This window comes from Streptomyces sp. NPDC107517, assembly GCF_055582645.1.
Genome location: NZ_JBVJPM010000001.1, coordinates 598,305 through 613,204 on the forward strand (window position 1 = coordinate 598,305; position 14,900 = coordinate 613,204).

The window sequence follows — 14,900 nt, forward strand, 5'->3', positions numbered from 1 at the left end:
CGTGGTCAGGGGAGCAGCAGCTCGCCGTCCCTGGCCACGACCCGGCCCGCCCTGACCACCAGGTCACGCGCGGGCAGGTCCACCACGACCTGCGGCAGACACTCGCCGCGCACCAGGAAGAAGTCGGCCGGCGAGCCGGGAGACAGATCCAGGTGGGGGAGGCCGACGACGCGGGCGCCGTCATCGGCGGCGACACGGAAGGCGTCGGCCAGCTCCTCGTCCGTGCGGGCCCCTTGGGCCCGCGCGAGCAGATGCGCCCGGTGCAGCATGTCGGCGTTGCCGAACGGACTCCACGAGTCGCGCACCCCGTCCGAACCGAGCCCGACCCGCACCCCGAGCTCGCGGAGCCGGCGCGTGGGCAGGACCAGCGGCCGCGACGGCGCCACGGTCGTCAGGGAGATCCCCGCGTCCGCCAGCTCCTCGCCCATGCGGTCGAGTTCGAGCCCTTCGAGGCCGGGCACGCAGAACGCGTGACTGATGCTGACCTTGCCCTGGAGGGACAGCGCCCTGGTCCGGTCGATGATCGCGTGCACCGCGGTCAGGCCGGGGACGGACTGGTCGTGGAGGTGGATGTCGACGCCCACCCCGTGCCGGTCGGCGATCCCGAAGACCAGGTCGAGCTGGGCGTCGAGCGCCTCGTCGAAGCCGATCGGGTCGATCCCGCCCACGATGTCGATGCCACCGGTGCGGGCCGCCTCCTCCAGGAGCTCCGCGGTGCCGGGCGCCCGCAGGACGCCGTGCTGCGGGAAGGCGACGATCTGTACGTCGACCGCGTCCCGCAGCGCCTCACGCGCGGCGCCGACGCCCTCGACACCGGCAAGGCCGAAAGCGGGCGCGACATCGACATGGGCCCGCATCGCGCGGGTGCCCCGGGTGACCGCGTGCGCCATGAGGCGCCGGGCGCGGTCCTTGAGGGGAGTGGTCTGCGAGCGGTACAACTCGGCGTCCGCGGCGGCGAATTCGGCGATCCCCGACGCGGGCTTGCGCGACACCCAGGGCTCGCCCCACGCGGTCTTGTCCGGGTGGATGTGCGCATCCACCAGGGTCGGCAGCACGATCCGGCCGCCGCAGTCGACGACCTCGGCACCCTCGGGCACGGGAGCGTCGGCGATCACCCCGTCGACGACCGTGAGGTCCACGGCCTCCGTCGCACCGAGCGGACGTACGTTCCGGAAGACGGTGGCCGTCATACGGCGACTCCCGTACGCACGACGCGCACCGGCTTCTTCAGCACCGACACGTCGGCGAGCGGGTCGCCGGACAGCAGGATCGCGTCGCCTGCGAAACCGCGCGCGAGACGACCCACCCTGCCCTCGAAGCCGAGAAGACGGGCCGCGTTGGTGGTGGCGGTGCGGATCGCGTCGAGCGCGGACAGACCGGCCGAGTGCATCATCTCGATCTCGGCGCCGATCGGCTCGACCGAGCCGCCCGACGAGTCCGTGCCGGACACCAGGCCCACGCCCAGCTCGTGGGCGAGCTTCGCGGCGGCCTTGAGCTTCGGCAGGTAGGTGCGGCCGCGCTCGTCGAGAACCGGGTCGGGGTCGCCGATCATGCCGCCGATCGCGACCATCGTGGGCGTGAAGCAGGTACCACGGCGGCGCATCTCGTGCAGGGTCTGCTCACTGATGAACGCACCGTGCTCGACGGACTTGACGCCGGCCATGACGGCGTCGTGGCAGCCCTTCTCGCTGTAGCTGTGGCACAGCACGTCCTTGCCGCCGCGGCGGGCGGTGGCGACGATCGTGGAGAGCTGCTCGCGGCTGTAGACCTGCTCCAGAGGGTCCTGCTCGGCCAGGCCGGCGCGCGGGTTCACGCGCGTCTTGATGGTGTCGACGCCACGGGCCAGGTTGACCTCGACGACGCGGCGCAGCGCCTCGGGCGAGGTGACGCCGCCCTTGAGGCGGGCGAGCGGGGTGAGGTCGGGGTCCGCGAGGATCGTGTCACCGAGGTCGGGCGTGACGAAGATGCCGGCCGCGCGCAGCCTGGGGGCCAGGCCTGGGGCCTGCCGGGAGAGCTCGCGGACGGCGATGTCCTGGTAGAAGTTCGTCGAACCGCTGCGCGCGGTGGTGGCGCCGAGCGCGAGGGTCCTGGCGGCCTCGGCGGCGGTGTTCAGGTGGATGTGCGAGTCGACGAGACCCGGCAGGACCCACCGGCCGTGCGCGTCGAGGACGGTGACGCCGGCGGGTACGTCGACGTTCTTGCGCTTGCCGGCCGCGCGGACGACGCCGTCACGGATGACGACGACCGCGTCCTCGGTGACCTCGCCCGTCGCGGGGTCGAGGAGCGTGCCGCCGTCGATGACGAGGTCACCGCCGCGGGGGGCGCTGCCGGAGCGGGTGGCGGCCGTGCGGGTCATCGGGGCGGCGGACGCGCCGGGCGCGGCGGCGAGGGCGGCGGTCGTGCCCGCCAGTGCGGCGGCACCCGCGAGTACGCCTCGGCGGGTCAGCCGGTTCGACGGCGGGGGGCAGTTCTCGACGCACATGCGGGGGCTCCTCGGCGGACGGCGGGAGGGATCGGGTGGTCCGACATTTTGTATACCAAGATGAGGGAGCGGGCAAGGGAGGAGATGGTTCCGCCAGGTCTGACCTGCAGGTTCTGCCCGGATTCTGGTCAGCCGGAGAGGCTCTAATGGAGGTTGGTATACAAAGCGGCGCCGCCTTCGTGGCCGTCCCCCCGGCCGTCATCGCCCTCGTCGCCGAAGAGCGAGCGCAGGGCCACCGACCGGCTGTCGCGCACGTGCAGCAGGGTGCTCGCCGCGGCGGTCTCCTCGTCGCCCGCGGCGATGTGCCGGAAGATCACCGCATGCTGCGCCCGCATATGGGCGGGTTCCTCGCGCAGGCCGAACAGCAGCTGGAGCTGCCAGCCGAGCTGTTCCATGGTGCGCGCCAGGAGGGGGTTCCCGGACAGGGTCACGATGCCCTCGTGGAACGCGGTGTGCGCGGCCACCTCGCGCGCCCCCTCGTCCGCCGCGGCCGCGCGCTCCGCCACGTCCAGCGTCCCGCGCAGCGCGCCGAGCCCCTCCGGCTCCTGCGGCGCGGCCCGCGCCACCCGCCGGGCCGCGAGCCGGGACGCCTGTACGGCCAGCGGCTCCCACACCTCGTAGAGATGCTCCACGTCCGCCCGCGCCAGCCGCCGTACGCGTACCCCGCTGTGCGGCAGAAGTTCGAGCAGGCCCTCGGTGACGAGCGAGCGCAGCGCCTCCCGTACGGGGACGCGCGACATCTGCAGCTCTTCGGCGACCTCGCGCTCGACGAGCCGGGAGCCCTGCGGGTAGCGCCGGTCGACGATGCGCTGCCGGATCGCGTCCCGCGCGCGCGAGCCGAGCGGCGGCCGGGCGCCGCCGCTCTTCACGGATTCCCCGGCCTCCCGGGTCTCGCCGCCGCCGTCGCTGCCCGCCATGTCCACCGTCCTCGCTCCCAGCTGCCCGGGCGAGGATACGGGGACGGGCCCGCGACCGCGTGCTAAGCCTGGGCCTGGCCCTGGCGGTCGGCGTACTCGAAGACCGAGCCGTCCGGGTGCATCGCGATCAGGTTGCGGCCCGCGGGCGTCGGGACCGGCCCCGCGAGGACGTGCGCGCCGGACGCGCTGAGGACGGCGTGCGCCTCGTCGACGTCCGGGACGGCGATCGTCGCCGCGACCTTGCGCAGGACGTCGATCTCCTCCTTCGGACCGCTCATCAGGAGGAAGCAGCCGACCGCCGCGACGGAGACCCCGCCGCGCTCGAAGCGCAGGGCCCGGCTGCCCGCGAGCCGTTCGTAGAACGCGACCGAGGACTCCAGGTCCTCGACGCAGATACGCAGCGTGGTTCCCAGGATCTCCATAGCGGTGAGCGTAGTTGGCCGTGTGCGGACGCGTGATCGTTTCCGGGGAACGACGGGCATCGGTCGTGAGGCGGCGCACCCGCGTCCCCGTGAGGACGGTGAGGCGGGCGCGCCGCTCAGCTCTCCTGGCCCCCGCGATCCTCTACTGGCCCGCGCGATCCGTCTTGCGGCACAGGATTTCGCCGTGCGGCACCGAGAACCAGGCGTCGGGCTGCTTGCCCCATGTCCGCCACGCCTCGGAGATCTCCTCCAGCTGGGCGGTCGTCGCGTGGCCGCTCTCCGTGGCGCGGTCGGCGTACGCGGAGGCGAGGGTGCGGTCCGCCCACAGGCCGCTCCACCACTCGACCTCGTCCGGTGCCGCGTAACACCAGGTGGAGGACGATGAGTTGATGTCGGCCGCGTCGAAACCTGCCTCCAGCGCCCAGGACTTGAGGCGCCGGCCCGCGTCCGGCTCGCCGCCGTTGGCGCGCGCGACCCGCCGGTACAGGTCCAGCCAGTCGTCCATGGCGGGCGCGTTCGGGTACCAGGCCATGGACGCGTAGTCCGAATCGCGGACGGCGATGAAACCGGTGGGCTTGGTGACCCGGCGCATCTCGCGCAGGGCCTGCACCGGGTCGCCGACGTGCTGCAGCACCTGGTGGGCGTGCACGACGCAGAACGTGTCGTCCGGGTAGTCCAGCGCGTGGACGCCCGCCGTCGCGAAGTCGACATTGGTCAGGCCGCGTTCGGCCGCCGTCGCCCTGGCCTGGTCGAGGATTCCCGCAGCCTGGTCCACGCCGGTGACATGCCCCTCGGGGACCAGCGCCGCCAGGTCGGCGGTGATGGTCCCCGGTCCGCACCCGATGTCCAGGATCTTCATGTGCGGCTTCAGCGAACCGAGCAGATACGCGGCCGAGTTGGCGGCGGTGCGCCAGGTGTGGGAGCGCAGTACGGACTCGTGGTGGCCGTGCGTGTAGACGGCGTTCTCCTTCGGCATGGCGGACCCCTTCGCAAGATCAGTGAGCGGCGGACCAAGTGAGATCACCGTACGCCGCCATGCCGAATATTGAGATGGCCATCTCATGATACGGACCCACTCGTGCTGTCACAGTATGGTCAGCGGCCGGTAGACCCGTAGTGCCTCGTGCTGCTTGTCGATGATCAACTCCCGCCCGCACGGCGCGATCTCACCGTCGAAGGCCAGTGGAGTGCCGGGGCTGATGCGGTCCATGCGCAGCCGCGTGCGCCGGACCGCGGCGTGGAACGGGGAGCGGGACAGCGGCCCCGCGAACGCCGCCGCCAGCAGTCGCACGCCCGGCAGCCGGCCGCCGTGCACCACACGCACGTCGAGCAGGCCGTCCGCGAGATCCGCGCGCCGGCCCGCGGTGAGCCCCATCCGGCGGTACGTGCAGTTCCCGGCGAACACCATCCACAACGGCCGCCGCGTGCCGTCCAGTTCGGCCTGCAACGGATGGTCGCGGCGCAGCACGTGGGTGGCGGCCACCACGTCGGCGAGCCGTCCGCCGATCCGCCGCGACCAGCGCTCGCGCTCCTTCACCAGCTCCGGGTACACGCCCAGGCTGAAGGTGTTGAGGAAGATCCCGGAGGTGGCCGACGACCGGAAGCGGCCGACGTCGACCGCCACGGCGTCACCCGCCTCGACGGCCCGCGACAGATCGCCCGGGTCCTCGATCCCCAGGTCGTACGCGAAGTGGTTGAGCGTGCCGCCGGGAAGGACGGCGAGCGGCAGACCGTGGCGCAGGGCGACGCCCGCCGCGGTGTTCACCGTGCCGTCCCCGCCGCACACCCCGAGCGCCCGTGCCCGGGTCGCCGCCTTCTCCAGCGCGGCGGGCAGATCGGACCCCCCGGCCTCGACGATCTCGGCGTGCGGCAGCAGGCCGCGCAGCGTCCGCGCCTGGTCCGGACTGCCCGCACCGGTGTTGACCACCATCACCAGGCCCTCGCCGCCGGGCAGCTTCGGCACGTCGTCCACCAGCGGCCGGCCCGGCGACGGCATCTGGTCGCGGGTAGGCACGAGGCCCCGTACCGCGTAGGCCGCGCCCGCCCCGAGCGCGGCGCCCGCGAGGACATCGCCCGGGAAGTGCGCGCCCGTATAGACGCGGGACGCGGCGACGGAGAACGCGAGGGGCGCCACCAGCGCGCCCAGCAGGCGGGACTCCAGCGCGACGCCCGTGGCGAACGCGGCCGCCGACGCCGCGTGCCCGGACGGGAACGACGTCGTCACCGGCTGCCGCTTCAGACGGCGCACAAGCGGCACCGGGTCGAGCACGGGCCGCGGCCTGCGCACCGAACGCTTGCCGAGCGTGTTGATCGTCGCGGACGCCACGGCGAGCGAGGCGACCCCGCGCACGGCCGCGCGGCGGGCCTTCGGCGAACCGCCCACGGCCAGCGCGCCCGCCACCGCGAACCACAGCACCCCATGGTTCGCGCTGCGGCTGAGCCGGGGCAGGACGCGGTCGCCGCCGGGCCAGTGCCGGCGCGCCGCGTACTCGAAAACACGCAGGTCAAGGGCGGCGAGCCGGCCGCGCAGGCCAGGGCCCGGAGAGGTCGGGGTCCGCCAGGTCGTCAGGTGGTCGAGGTCAGCGCACATTGCGCACGTGTACCCACCGCGGGCCCCCGCACCACGGGGGTGTGACGAAATCGTTTTGCTCCTCACCCGGCCGGGCGCCCACAATGCGGACCATGGGACATCTGGAAGCCGCGCACCTCGAGTACTACTTGCCGGACGGGCGGGCGCTGCTCGGTGATGTCTCCTTCCGGGTCGGGGAGGGCTCCGTGGTGGCCCTGGTCGGGCCGAACGGCGCAGGAAAGACGACACTCCTCAAGCTGATCTCCGGCGAGCTGAAGCCGCACGGCGGCACCGTCACCGTCGGCGGCGGGCTCGGCGTCATGTCGCAGTTCGTCGGCTCGGTGCGCGACGAGACGACCGTGCGCGACCTGCTCGTATCGGTTGCGACCCCGCGGATCAGGGAGGCGGCGAAGGCCGTCGACAAGGCCGAGCACCTGATCATGACCGTCGACGACGAGGCGGCGCAGCTCGAGTACGCGCAGGCCCTGTCCGACTGGGCCGAGGCGCGCGGCTACGAGGCCGAGACGGTCTGGGACATGTGCACCACGGCCGCCCTCGGCATTCCGTACGACACGGCCCAGTTCCGCGAGGTCCGCACGCTCTCCGGCGGCGAGCAGAAACGACTCGTCCTCGAAGCGCTGCTGCGCGGCACCGACGAGGTCCTCCTCCTCGACGAGCCGGACAACTATCTCGACGTGCCCGGCAAGCGCTGGCTGGAGGAGAAGCTGCGCGAGACCCGTAAGACGGTCCTGTTCGTCTCCCACGACCGGGAGCTGCTCGCCCGCTCCGCCGAGAAGATCGTCAGCGTCGAGCCGGGCCCCGCCGGCGCCGACGCCTGGGTGCACGGCGCCGGCTTCGCGACGTACCACGAGGCGCGGCGGGAGCGGTTCGCGCGCTTCGAGGAGCTGCGCAGGCGCTGGGACGAGAAGCACGCCCAGCTGAAGAAGCTCGTCCTCAACCTGCGGCAGGCGGCCGCGGTCAGCCACGAGATGGCGTCCCGCTACGCGGCGGCGCAGACCCGGCTGCGCAAGTTCGAGGAGGCGGGACCCCCGCCCGAGCCGCCGCGCGAGCAGGACATCACCATGCGCCTGCACGGCGGCCGGACCGGCGTGCGGGCCATCACCTGCAAGGGCCTCGAGCTGACCGGCCTCATGCAACCGTTCGACCTGGAGGTCTTCTACGGCGAGCGGGTCGCGGTCCTCGGCTCGAACGGTTCGGGCAAGTCGCACTTCCTGCGCCTGCTCGCCGGGAACCCCGACGACACGGTCGCGCACACGGGGGAGTGGAAGCTCGGCGCGCGGGTCGTGCCCGGCCACTTCGCGCAGACCCACGCCCACCCCGAGCTGCGGGGCCGCACCCTGCTCGACATCCTCTGGCTCGACCACGCCAAGGACCGCGGCGCGGCGATGGGGCGGCTGCGGCGCTACGAGCTGACGGCTCAGGCCGAGCAGAAGTTCGAGCGGCTCTCGGGCGGCCAGCAGGCCCGCTTCCAGATCCTGCTGCTCGAACTGGCCGGAGTGACGGCGCTCCTCCTCGACGAGCCGACGGACAACCTCGACCTGGAGTCCGCCGAGGCGCTCCAGGAGGGCCTGGAGGCGTTCGAGGGCACGGTCCTCGCCGTCACGCACGACCGCTGGTTCGCGCGCTCCTTCGACCGCTACCTCGTCTTCGGCAGCGACGGCCGGCTGCGTGAGTCCGACGAACCCGTCTGGGACGAGCGCAGGGTGGAACGGGCGCGGGGGTAACGGACGCGCGCGGTGACCGGCGCCGCCCCGCCGGCGCCCCGTCACCCACTCGGCCCAGCTCCGCGCGACCCGCCCCTCGCCGCATTCCCACGTGCTCCCGCTCCCGGGACGCGGCCGCCGGCCCTCCCGTGCAGGCCGCGCGCGAGTGTGCGGCTCGGGAGAGGCTGGGGAGGGTATGAGGTGCCCATGAGGTCCCGGCAGTGCGGACTGGCAGCGCGTGGAGGTGGCACATGCGGGGGAACGACCACGGGATCCTGGAGGGGCGCGGGCCCGTCCGGTACGGGCCGCCGCTGCCGGACGACGGCCTTCCCGTCCTGCCCGAGCTGGCCGCCGCGGCCGCCGCCGCGGACCCGGCGGCCCCGGAACCGCCCGGCGGCTCCCCCTCCCTCCTCGACGCCGCCTGCGGCTACTGGCAGCGCCGCGGACTCACCACCGAACCGGACGGCACCGCGGCCGCGCCCGGCGGCGTACCCCTGCTCCTCGCGCTGACCGCCGCGATCGGCGGCGACGTGCTGCTGCCCCGGCCCTGTCCGGCCTGGTGGGAGCCCCAGGCACGGCTCCTCGGCCGGTCCGTCTTCCACGTGGCGACGCCCGCCGAGTGCGGCGGTGTCCCCGATCCGTACGCCCTCCTCGAAACCGTGCGCCGCGTCCGCGCCGAGGGTGGCGACCCGCGGCTCCTCGTCCTGTCCGTCGCCGACGACCCGACCGGGACCGTGCCGCCGCCCGAGATCCTGCACGAGACGGTCGAGGCCGCCGCGGAGGAGGGCCTGCACATCGTCAGCGACGAGACCTGGCGCGACACCCTGCACCACGACCCGGCCCGCGCCACCGTCCTGATCGGCCCCGCCGAGATGCTGCCCGAGCACGTCACCGTGGTCACCGACCTCACCGGCGCCTACCTGCCGCCCGGGCTGCCCGCGGCCGTCGCCCGTTTCCCCGCCACCGCGCGCGGGGCCGCGCTGCGCGCCCGCGTCCTGGACATCCTCACCGCGCTGGGCGCGGTCCTCTCGGCTCCCGCCGCGGCGGGGGCGGCATACGCGCTCGGCGAGCCCGCCGGGATCACCGCGCGCCTGCGCGCCACGACCGCGCTCGACGCGCGCGTGGCCGCCGCCGTGCACCGCGTGGTGCTCCTCTCCGGCGGACTCGCCCGGCCGCCCGAAGCCGGCCGCCAGCTGTACGCGGACCTGGACCGGCTGCGCCCCGCGCTCGCCGCCCGCGGCGTCGGCGACGCCCAGGACCTGGAGGACCGCCTCTCCGGGCGGCTCGGCATGCCCACCCCCGGCGGCCACCGCTTCGGCGACGACCTCGCCGCGCTGCGGGTACGCCTGTCCACCGGCCCCTTCCTCGGCTCAACCCCGCAGGAGCGCATGGCGTCTCTCACCGCGCCGGAACCTCTGGAATTGCCGCACGTACAGCGGGCGTTGAGCATGTTGGAGTCGGCTCTCGACGATCTCAGGGCCGACGTCAAGGGATGGGAGAGTCCTCGATGACGCAGCAGTCCGAGTCGACGGCACGGCGAGCTGATGCCCCCGCGTCCTTCGTACCCCTCGCCGAGCCGAAGCCGCTCGGCGAGGGGCGTACTTGGCCCAAGTCGTTCGCCGACCGCCTGACGGCGCCGCTGCCCGGACTGCGCGCCTTCGCCCGGTTCGCCAGGGAGGGCGCGCTGCGTCCGCCGCCCGAAGCGCTGAACGAGATCGCGGCCCTGCCGTTCGAGCCGGGACCGCTGCCGGCCGTGGACGCCCGTACCGTCGCCGTCAGCTGGGCGGGGCACGCCAGTTGGGTGCTGCGCATAGGCGGCCTCACCGTGCTCACCGACCCCGTCTGGTCCCGCAAGATCCTCGGCACCCCGGCCCGCGTCACCCCGGCCGGCGTCGCCTGGAGCGCCCTGCCGACCGTCGACGCCGTCGTCATCAGCCACAACCACTACGACCACCTGGACGCCCCCACCCTCAAAAGGCTCCCGAGGGACACACCCGTGTTCGTCCCCGCCGGACTCGGCCGCTGGTTCACCCGCCGCCGCTTCACCCGCGTCACGGAGCTCGACTGGTGGGAGGCGGCGGAACTGGACGGCGTGCGCTTCGACTTCGTCCCGGCGCACCACTGGTCCAAGCGCAGCCTCGTCGACACCTGCCGCACCCTGTGGGGCGGTTGGGTCCTCACCGACCTGGAGGGACAGCGGGTCTACTTCGCGGGGGACACCGGATACGGCCACTGGTTCTCGGAGATCGGCAGCCGCTACCCCGGCATCGACCTGGCGCTCCTGCCCATCGGCGCCTACGAGCCGCGCTGGTGGCTGAAGGACGTCCACTGCGACCCGGAGGATGCGGTGCAGGCCGCGCAGGACGTGGGCGCGCGCCGTATGGCGCCCATGCACTGGGCCACGTTCCTGCTCTCGGCCGAGCCGGTCCTCGAACCCCTCACGCGCGTACGGGCCGCCTGGCAGAAGGCGGGACTTGCGCGCAAGAACCTGTGGGACCTGCCGGTGGGCGCCTCACGCGTGCTGACCGTCTGAGCGGCCTCCGCGCGCCCGCCGCCACACGGCGGGCGCCGCGCTGATCACCAGCGTCAGTCCGACCGCCGCCACGACGCCCTCCCACGGCTCACTGAACAGGGAGCCGCCGAGGATGCCGATGAGCTGATACGTCACGGCCCAGGCCAGGCACGCCGGGACGTCCCCGCGCGCGAACTGCCGCAGCGGCATCCTCGCCATCAGGCACGCCAGCATCACGGGGATGCGCCCGGCGGGCACGAGCCGGGACAGGACGAGCACCATCACCCCGTGATCGGCGAGTTTGTCCTGCGCCTGCGCGAGCCGCTCCTCGGGCGCCCGTTCGCGGATCGCGGCCAGCCATCTGGAACCGTTCCTGGAACCCATCCCGCGCTGCCCCAGCCAGTACAGCGCCACATCGCCGAGGAACGCCGCGCACGCGGAGACACCGAACACCAGGAGCAGCGAGAACGGCGCCGTCTGATGAAAGGCGACCACGGCCGCCGAGCTGACGAGCGCCCCCGTGGGGACGACCGGCACCAGCGCCCCGATCACGATCAGCAGGAACAACGACGGGTATCCGACGGCCTGTTGGGTGGACTCCGGCGGCGTGTGCGTCACCGCGGCGGCGAGCAGTTCGTGGCCCGCGCCACTGACCGGACTCACTTGGCGACCTCCGGCCGCACACTCTCACCGTGACCGAGCAGATGCACCGCCACCTCGGGCGCCAGCTGTGCGGAGCGCCGCACGAACTCCTCGCCCGGCGCGTGGAATTCATGCGGTCGCACCGCGTCCATGCCGATCGGCCAGTACGTCCCGTAGTGCACCGGCACGGCGCTGCGCGGCGCGATCCGGGCGAGCGCCTCGGCGGCGCGGCCCGCGTCCAGATGGTGCGGCCCGAGCCAGGGTCCCCACCCCCCGACCGGCAGGAGCGCCACATCCACCTCGCCGACCGCCTCCGCCATGGAGTCGAAGAGCCCGGTGTCGCCCGCGAAGTAGGTACGGGCCTCGCCGCTCACCACGAACCCGAGCGCGGGGGAGCGGTGCGGCCCCACCGGGATGCGCCGCCCGTCGTGCGACGCGGGCACGGCGCGTATGACGAGGTCGCCCACCTCCACGCAGGTGCCCGGCTCGACCTCCGTGAGCCGCAGTTGCGTGAGCCTGCGCAGGCCGGGCACCGCGCGCCGGGCCCCTCGCGGGAGCAGGACCCGGGTGCCCGGCGCGAGCCGGGCCAGGGACGGGACGTGCAGATGGTCGGCGTGCAGATGAGAGACGAGCACGACGTCGGCGACGGCGGCCTCGGGCGGTGGGGGCGCCCCGCGGCGCCGGCGCAGATGGGCGAGGCGGCGCGCGAAGAGCGGGTCGGTCAGCACGCGGATTCCCGAGTCCTCGACCGTGCAGGTGGCGTGACCCCACCAGGTGATCTCCACCGGCACCTCCAGGACCTCCTCCGTGCGACTCCCCCGAGCCTACGGGCAGGAGTAGGGTCGTCGGGGAAACCGGAGGTGAGGGGGACACCATGGGTGAAACGGCGGGAGAGACCGCGGCCGGCGCGGTCCGCGTCACGGCGATCGCCAGCCTCACGCCGCTGGAGGAGCTGGACGCCGACCCCTTCCTCGTGGACTCGCGCAGCCAGCACGCGATGTGCGCCCGCTGGGCCGCCGACCGGGGCTACGTCGTGACCAGAGAACTCCTCGTCCACTCACTGCGCTCCGACCACGACGTGCTGTGGGCGGACGTCGACGCGGGCCTCGTCGACCTGTTCGTCGCCCCGAGCGACCGGGTCCTGCGGGCCGCGCTGCGCTCGGTCGACGAGTTCACGGCCGAGTGCGAGCGCCGCGGCGTCCGCCTGGAGACCGCGGGCCTCGCCGAGCCGTCGTACGACGCGGAGATGAAGAAGCGCGTCCACCGCCGGATGTCGATGCCGACAGCGGGTTACGACGGCTGCTGAGCCCGCCCCACGGTCGTCCCGCGCCGCCCCGCGCCGGGCACCTGTGTGCGCAGTCAGGGGAGAACCCGGACGTATCGCGCCCATATGACACGCTTGGCGCGGGGACGACGACGTGACGGCGAGAGGGTGAGCGAGGCGTGGGCGAGGGGCGTTGGCGGCGGTTCGCCAGCATGTGCTGGCGGTCGATCGCGGTGTGGGCGGTCGGCACCGTCACGATGCTCGTGCTCGCCGGGATCCTGCCGGACTTCAAGCTCCAGTCGGACAACGGCGACAGTGCCACCCGCATCGGCGTCACCGCCGCGCTCGGCGCGGGGGCCTTCGCCGTCCTGTCCGTGCTGGTGTGGCCGCTCCTCGTGCGCGCCCTGCTCCTGGTGCCCGCGCTCGTCCTCGGCCTCGTCGTCTTCTTCCTCAACGGCGGCCTGCTGCTCTTCGCCCTGGCCCTCGTCCCCGACGGCCGGGGCGAGGCGAACCCCGAGACCGCCGTCGTGGTCGCCGCCGTGATGTCCGCGGTCGCGTCCGCCACCGGGGGAGCCCTCGCCGTACGCGACGACGACGCCTACCGCCGCCGCCTGTACCGCCTCGCCGCCCGGCGCCGCCGCAGAGCGAGCGCCGGAGCGGGGCCGTCCACCCCCGGGACCGTCTTCCTCCAGCTCGACGGCGTCGGCCACGACGTCCTGCGCGACGCCGCGCACCAGGACGTGATGCCCACCGTCGGCGCCTGGCTCGGCGCCGGCACCCACCGCCTCACGCCCTGGCGCACCGACTGGTCCAGCCAGACGGGCGCCAGCCAGCTCGGCATCCTGCACGGCAGCAACTACGACGTGCCCGCGTTCCGCTGGTACGAGAAGGACACCCGCGAGATCCAGGTCTCCAACCGGCCCACCAGCGCCGCCGAACTCCAGCGCCGCGCCATCGAGCACACCGGCGACGGCGGCCTGCTCACCCTGGACGGCGCCAGCCGCGGCAATCTCTTCAGCGGAGGCGCCGAACAGGTCGCCCTCGTGCTGTCCGTCGCGGCCCGCCGCGGCAAGGAGAACCGCTCGCGCGCCGGCTACTTCGCGTACTTCAGCGACCCGGCGAACGCCGTGCGCACCGCCCTGTCCTTCGTCGCCGAGGTCGGCCGCGAGATCGGCCAGTCCACCCGGGCCCGGCTGGCCCGGCAGCGCCCCCGCGTCGGCCGCGGCGGGCTCTACCCGTTCATCCGCGCCTTCGCGACCGTCGTGGAGCGGGACGTGGTCGTCGCCGCGGTCATCGGCGACATGCTCGCGGGCCGCAGCGCGGTCTACGCGGACCTCGTCGCCTACGACGAGGTCGCCCACCACTCCGGGCCCGTCAGCCGCGACGCCGAGAAGGTCCTCGCACGCCTCGACCGCTCCCTCGCGCTGATCGCGAAGGTCGCCGAGCACGCCCCGCGCCCGTACCGGATCGTCGTCCTGTCCGACCACGGGCAGAGCCCCGGCGAGACGTTCCGCGCCCGCTACGGGCTCGGCCTCCAGGACCTCGTCCGGGCGGGCTGCGGCCTGCCCGTGCCGCGCCGTGCCCGGCGCACCCTTCCCCAAGCTCTCGGCTTCGCTCGAGCAGGGGAGACCCCAACCGGCGCCGAGGCCCGCTCCGCCGTCAGGGCCGCGCTGCGCCGGCCCGTCGAGGAGGGCGGCGAGAGGGACCGCCCCGCGTCGCGCCGCTCCGAGCCGATCGTCCTCGCCTCCGGCAACCTCGGCCTGGTCTCCTTCCCCGACGTGCCGCACCGCATGAGCAAGGAGGAGATCGACGCCCGCCACCCGGCGCTCCTGACGACCCTCGCCAACCACCCCGGCATCGGCTTCCTGCTGGTGCGCAGCGAGGAGTACGGCGCCGTCGTCCTCGGCGCGCGCGGCGCCGAGATCCCCCTGGCCGACCTCGACGACCGCCCCGGGCCCCTGGCCGACTTCGGCGCGCACGCCGCCGACGCCGTCCGCCGTACCGACTCCTTCCCGCACACCGCCGACATCATGGTGAACTCCTGGTACGACCCGGCCGAGGGCGAAGTGCTCGCCTTCGAGGAGCAGATCGGTTCCCACGGAGGCCTCGGCGGCGCCCAGGGGCACCCGTTCCTGCTCGCCCCGGAGGCCTTCTCGCCGCCGGCCGCTGAGGGCGCCGAACTGGTGGGCGCCCAGCAGGTCCACCACGTGCTCCGCCGCTGGCTGCGCGAGGGCTGCGGCCCCCAGGTCCCGCTGGACAAATCCCGGCACGAGCCCGCCACCGACGCATCATTTACGGTCGCGACGGTCACTCCGCAGGACAAATCCGCCTGATTTTGAACGATGTGTGCCGGGGGCCGACCATGGGA

13 protein-coding genes are annotated in these 14,900 nt (G+C 73.8%); 5 read left to right on the forward strand and 8 right to left on the reverse strand.

All coding sequences use genetic code 11. The features are described 5' to 3' along the window. Window positions 1-5 precede the first annotated feature (5 nt). The 6 genes from ACZ67T_RS02570 to ACZ67T_RS02595 form a co-directional block, all read right to left on the reverse strand. Window positions 6-1,190 (reverse strand): amidohydrolase family protein, encoded by a 1,185-nt coding sequence (locus ACZ67T_RS02570; protein ID WP_469981134.1) that lies wholly within the window; start codon window positions 1,188-1,190, stop codon window positions 6-8. Continuing rightward, window positions 1,187-2,482, reverse strand: a complete 1,296-nt coding sequence (locus ACZ67T_RS02575) for an amidohydrolase family protein (RefSeq protein WP_469981135.1) — start codon at window positions 2,480-2,482, stop codon at window positions 1,187-1,189. Before ACZ67T_RS02575 ends, ACZ67T_RS02570 begins: the two co-directional genes overlap by 4 nt. Before the next feature lie 143 nt (window positions 2,483-2,625). Continuing rightward, entirely contained in the window at window positions 2,626-3,399 is a 774-nt protein-coding gene (locus ACZ67T_RS02580) for a GntR family transcriptional regulator (protein WP_469981136.1), read from the reverse strand. A gap of 62 nt (window positions 3,400-3,461) precedes the next feature. Continuing rightward, on the reverse strand, window positions 3,462-3,821 hold the full coding sequence (locus tag ACZ67T_RS02585; protein WP_116507920.1) for a VOC family protein: 360 nt from the start codon (window positions 3,819-3,821) through the stop codon (window positions 3,462-3,464). Between the two features lie 142 nt (window positions 3,822-3,963). Beyond that, entirely contained in the window at window positions 3,964-4,797 is an 834-nt protein-coding gene (locus ACZ67T_RS02590) for a class I SAM-dependent methyltransferase (RefSeq protein ID WP_469981137.1), read from the reverse strand. 108 nt (window positions 4,798-4,905) lie between these two features. Beyond that, complete coding sequence (locus ACZ67T_RS02595; protein ID WP_469981138.1) at window positions 4,906-6,411, reverse strand: phosphatase PAP2 family protein; 1,506 nt, start codon at window positions 6,409-6,411, stop codon at window positions 4,906-4,908. A gap of 92 nt (window positions 6,412-6,503) precedes the next feature. On the opposite strand from ACZ67T_RS02595, the gene ACZ67T_RS02600 reads away from it, so the two are divergent. From ACZ67T_RS02600 to ACZ67T_RS02610, 3 genes are all read left to right on the forward strand, one after another. Next, window positions 6,504-8,135, forward strand: a complete 1,632-nt coding sequence (locus tag ACZ67T_RS02600) for an ATP-binding cassette domain-containing protein (protein ID WP_469981139.1) — start codon at window positions 6,504-6,506, stop codon at window positions 8,133-8,135. A 230-nt stretch (window positions 8,136-8,365) separates the two neighbouring features. After that, window positions 8,366-9,625 carry an aminotransferase class I/II-fold pyridoxal phosphate-dependent enzyme gene (locus tag ACZ67T_RS02605; RefSeq protein ID WP_469981140.1) on the forward strand — a complete coding sequence of 420 codons (1,260 nt, stop codon included), beginning with the start codon at window positions 8,366-8,368 and terminating at the stop codon, window positions 9,623-9,625. Further along, window positions 9,622-10,647, forward strand: coding sequence for an MBL fold metallo-hydrolase (locus ACZ67T_RS02610; RefSeq protein ID WP_469981141.1), 1,026 nt, complete (start codon window positions 9,622-9,624; stop codon window positions 10,645-10,647). The genes ACZ67T_RS02605 and ACZ67T_RS02610 overlap by 4 nt, the downstream gene beginning before the upstream one ends. Here ACZ67T_RS02610 and ACZ67T_RS02615 read toward each other — a convergent pair. Then, window positions 10,627-11,289 (reverse strand): DedA family protein, encoded by a 663-nt coding sequence (locus ACZ67T_RS02615; protein ID WP_469981142.1) that lies wholly within the window; start codon window positions 11,287-11,289, stop codon window positions 10,627-10,629. The genes ACZ67T_RS02610 and ACZ67T_RS02615 overlap by 21 nt on opposite strands. Continuing rightward, window positions 11,286-12,059, reverse strand: a complete 774-nt coding sequence (locus ACZ67T_RS02620) for an MBL fold metallo-hydrolase (RefSeq protein ID WP_469981143.1) — start codon at window positions 12,057-12,059, stop codon at window positions 11,286-11,288. Before ACZ67T_RS02620 ends, ACZ67T_RS02615 begins: the two co-directional genes overlap by 4 nt. 83 nt (window positions 12,060-12,142) lie before the next feature. On the opposite strand from ACZ67T_RS02620, the gene ACZ67T_RS02625 reads away from it, so the two are divergent. Together ACZ67T_RS02625 and ACZ67T_RS02630 are read left to right on the forward strand one after the other, a co-directional pair. Further along, the gene (locus ACZ67T_RS02625; RefSeq protein ID WP_384248360.1) at window positions 12,143-12,574 is read left to right on the forward strand and encodes a hypothetical protein; all 432 of its coding nucleotides are present in this window, start codon (window positions 12,143-12,145) and stop codon (window positions 12,572-12,574) included. A gap of 170 nt (window positions 12,575-12,744) precedes the next feature. Next, window positions 12,745-14,865 (forward strand): phage holin family protein, encoded by a 2,121-nt coding sequence (locus ACZ67T_RS02630; RefSeq protein ID WP_469981373.1) that lies wholly within the window; start codon window positions 12,745-12,747, stop codon window positions 14,863-14,865. Window positions 14,866-14,900 lie beyond the last annotated feature (35 nt).

What these genes read in the sequence shown, in the direction of transcription:
- ACZ67T_RS02630 (WP_469981373.1), top strand. Translation starts at nt 12,745, where the DNA reads ATGTGCTGGCGGTCGATCGCGGTGTGGGCGGTCGGCACCGTCACGATG.
- ACZ67T_RS02575 (WP_469981135.1), bottom strand. Translation starts at nt 2,482, where the DNA reads ATGTGCGTCGAGAACTGCCCCCCGCCGTCGAACCGGCTGACCCGCCGA.
- ACZ67T_RS02605 (WP_469981140.1), top strand. Translation starts at nt 8,366, where the DNA reads ATGCGGGGGAACGACCACGGGATCCTGGAGGGGCGCGGGCCCGTCCGG.
- ACZ67T_RS02595 (WP_469981138.1), bottom strand. Translation starts at nt 6,411, where the DNA reads ATGTGCGCTGACCTCGACCACCTGACGACCTGGCGGACCCCGACCTCT.
- ACZ67T_RS02570 (WP_469981134.1), bottom strand. Translation starts at nt 1,190, where the DNA reads ATGACGGCCACCGTCTTCCGGAACGTACGTCCGCTCGGTGCGACGGAG.
- ACZ67T_RS02625 (WP_384248360.1), top strand. Translation starts at nt 12,143, where the DNA reads ATGGGTGAAACGGCGGGAGAGACCGCGGCCGGCGCGGTCCGCGTCACG.
- ACZ67T_RS02590 (WP_469981137.1), bottom strand. Translation starts at nt 4,797, where the DNA reads ATGCCGAAGGAGAACGCCGTCTACACGCACGGCCACCACGAGTCCGTA.
- ACZ67T_RS02580 (WP_469981136.1), bottom strand. Translation starts at nt 3,399, where the DNA reads ATGGCGGGCAGCGACGGCGGCGGCGAGACCCGGGAGGCCGGGGAATCC.
- ACZ67T_RS02585 (WP_116507920.1), bottom strand. Translation starts at nt 3,821, where the DNA reads ATGGAGATCCTGGGAACCACGCTGCGTATCTGCGTCGAGGACCTGGAG.
- ACZ67T_RS02610 (WP_469981141.1), top strand. Translation starts at nt 9,622, where the DNA reads ATGACGCAGCAGTCCGAGTCGACGGCACGGCGAGCTGATGCCCCCGCG.
- ACZ67T_RS02600 (WP_469981139.1), top strand. Translation starts at nt 6,504, where the DNA reads ATGGGACATCTGGAAGCCGCGCACCTCGAGTACTACTTGCCGGACGGG.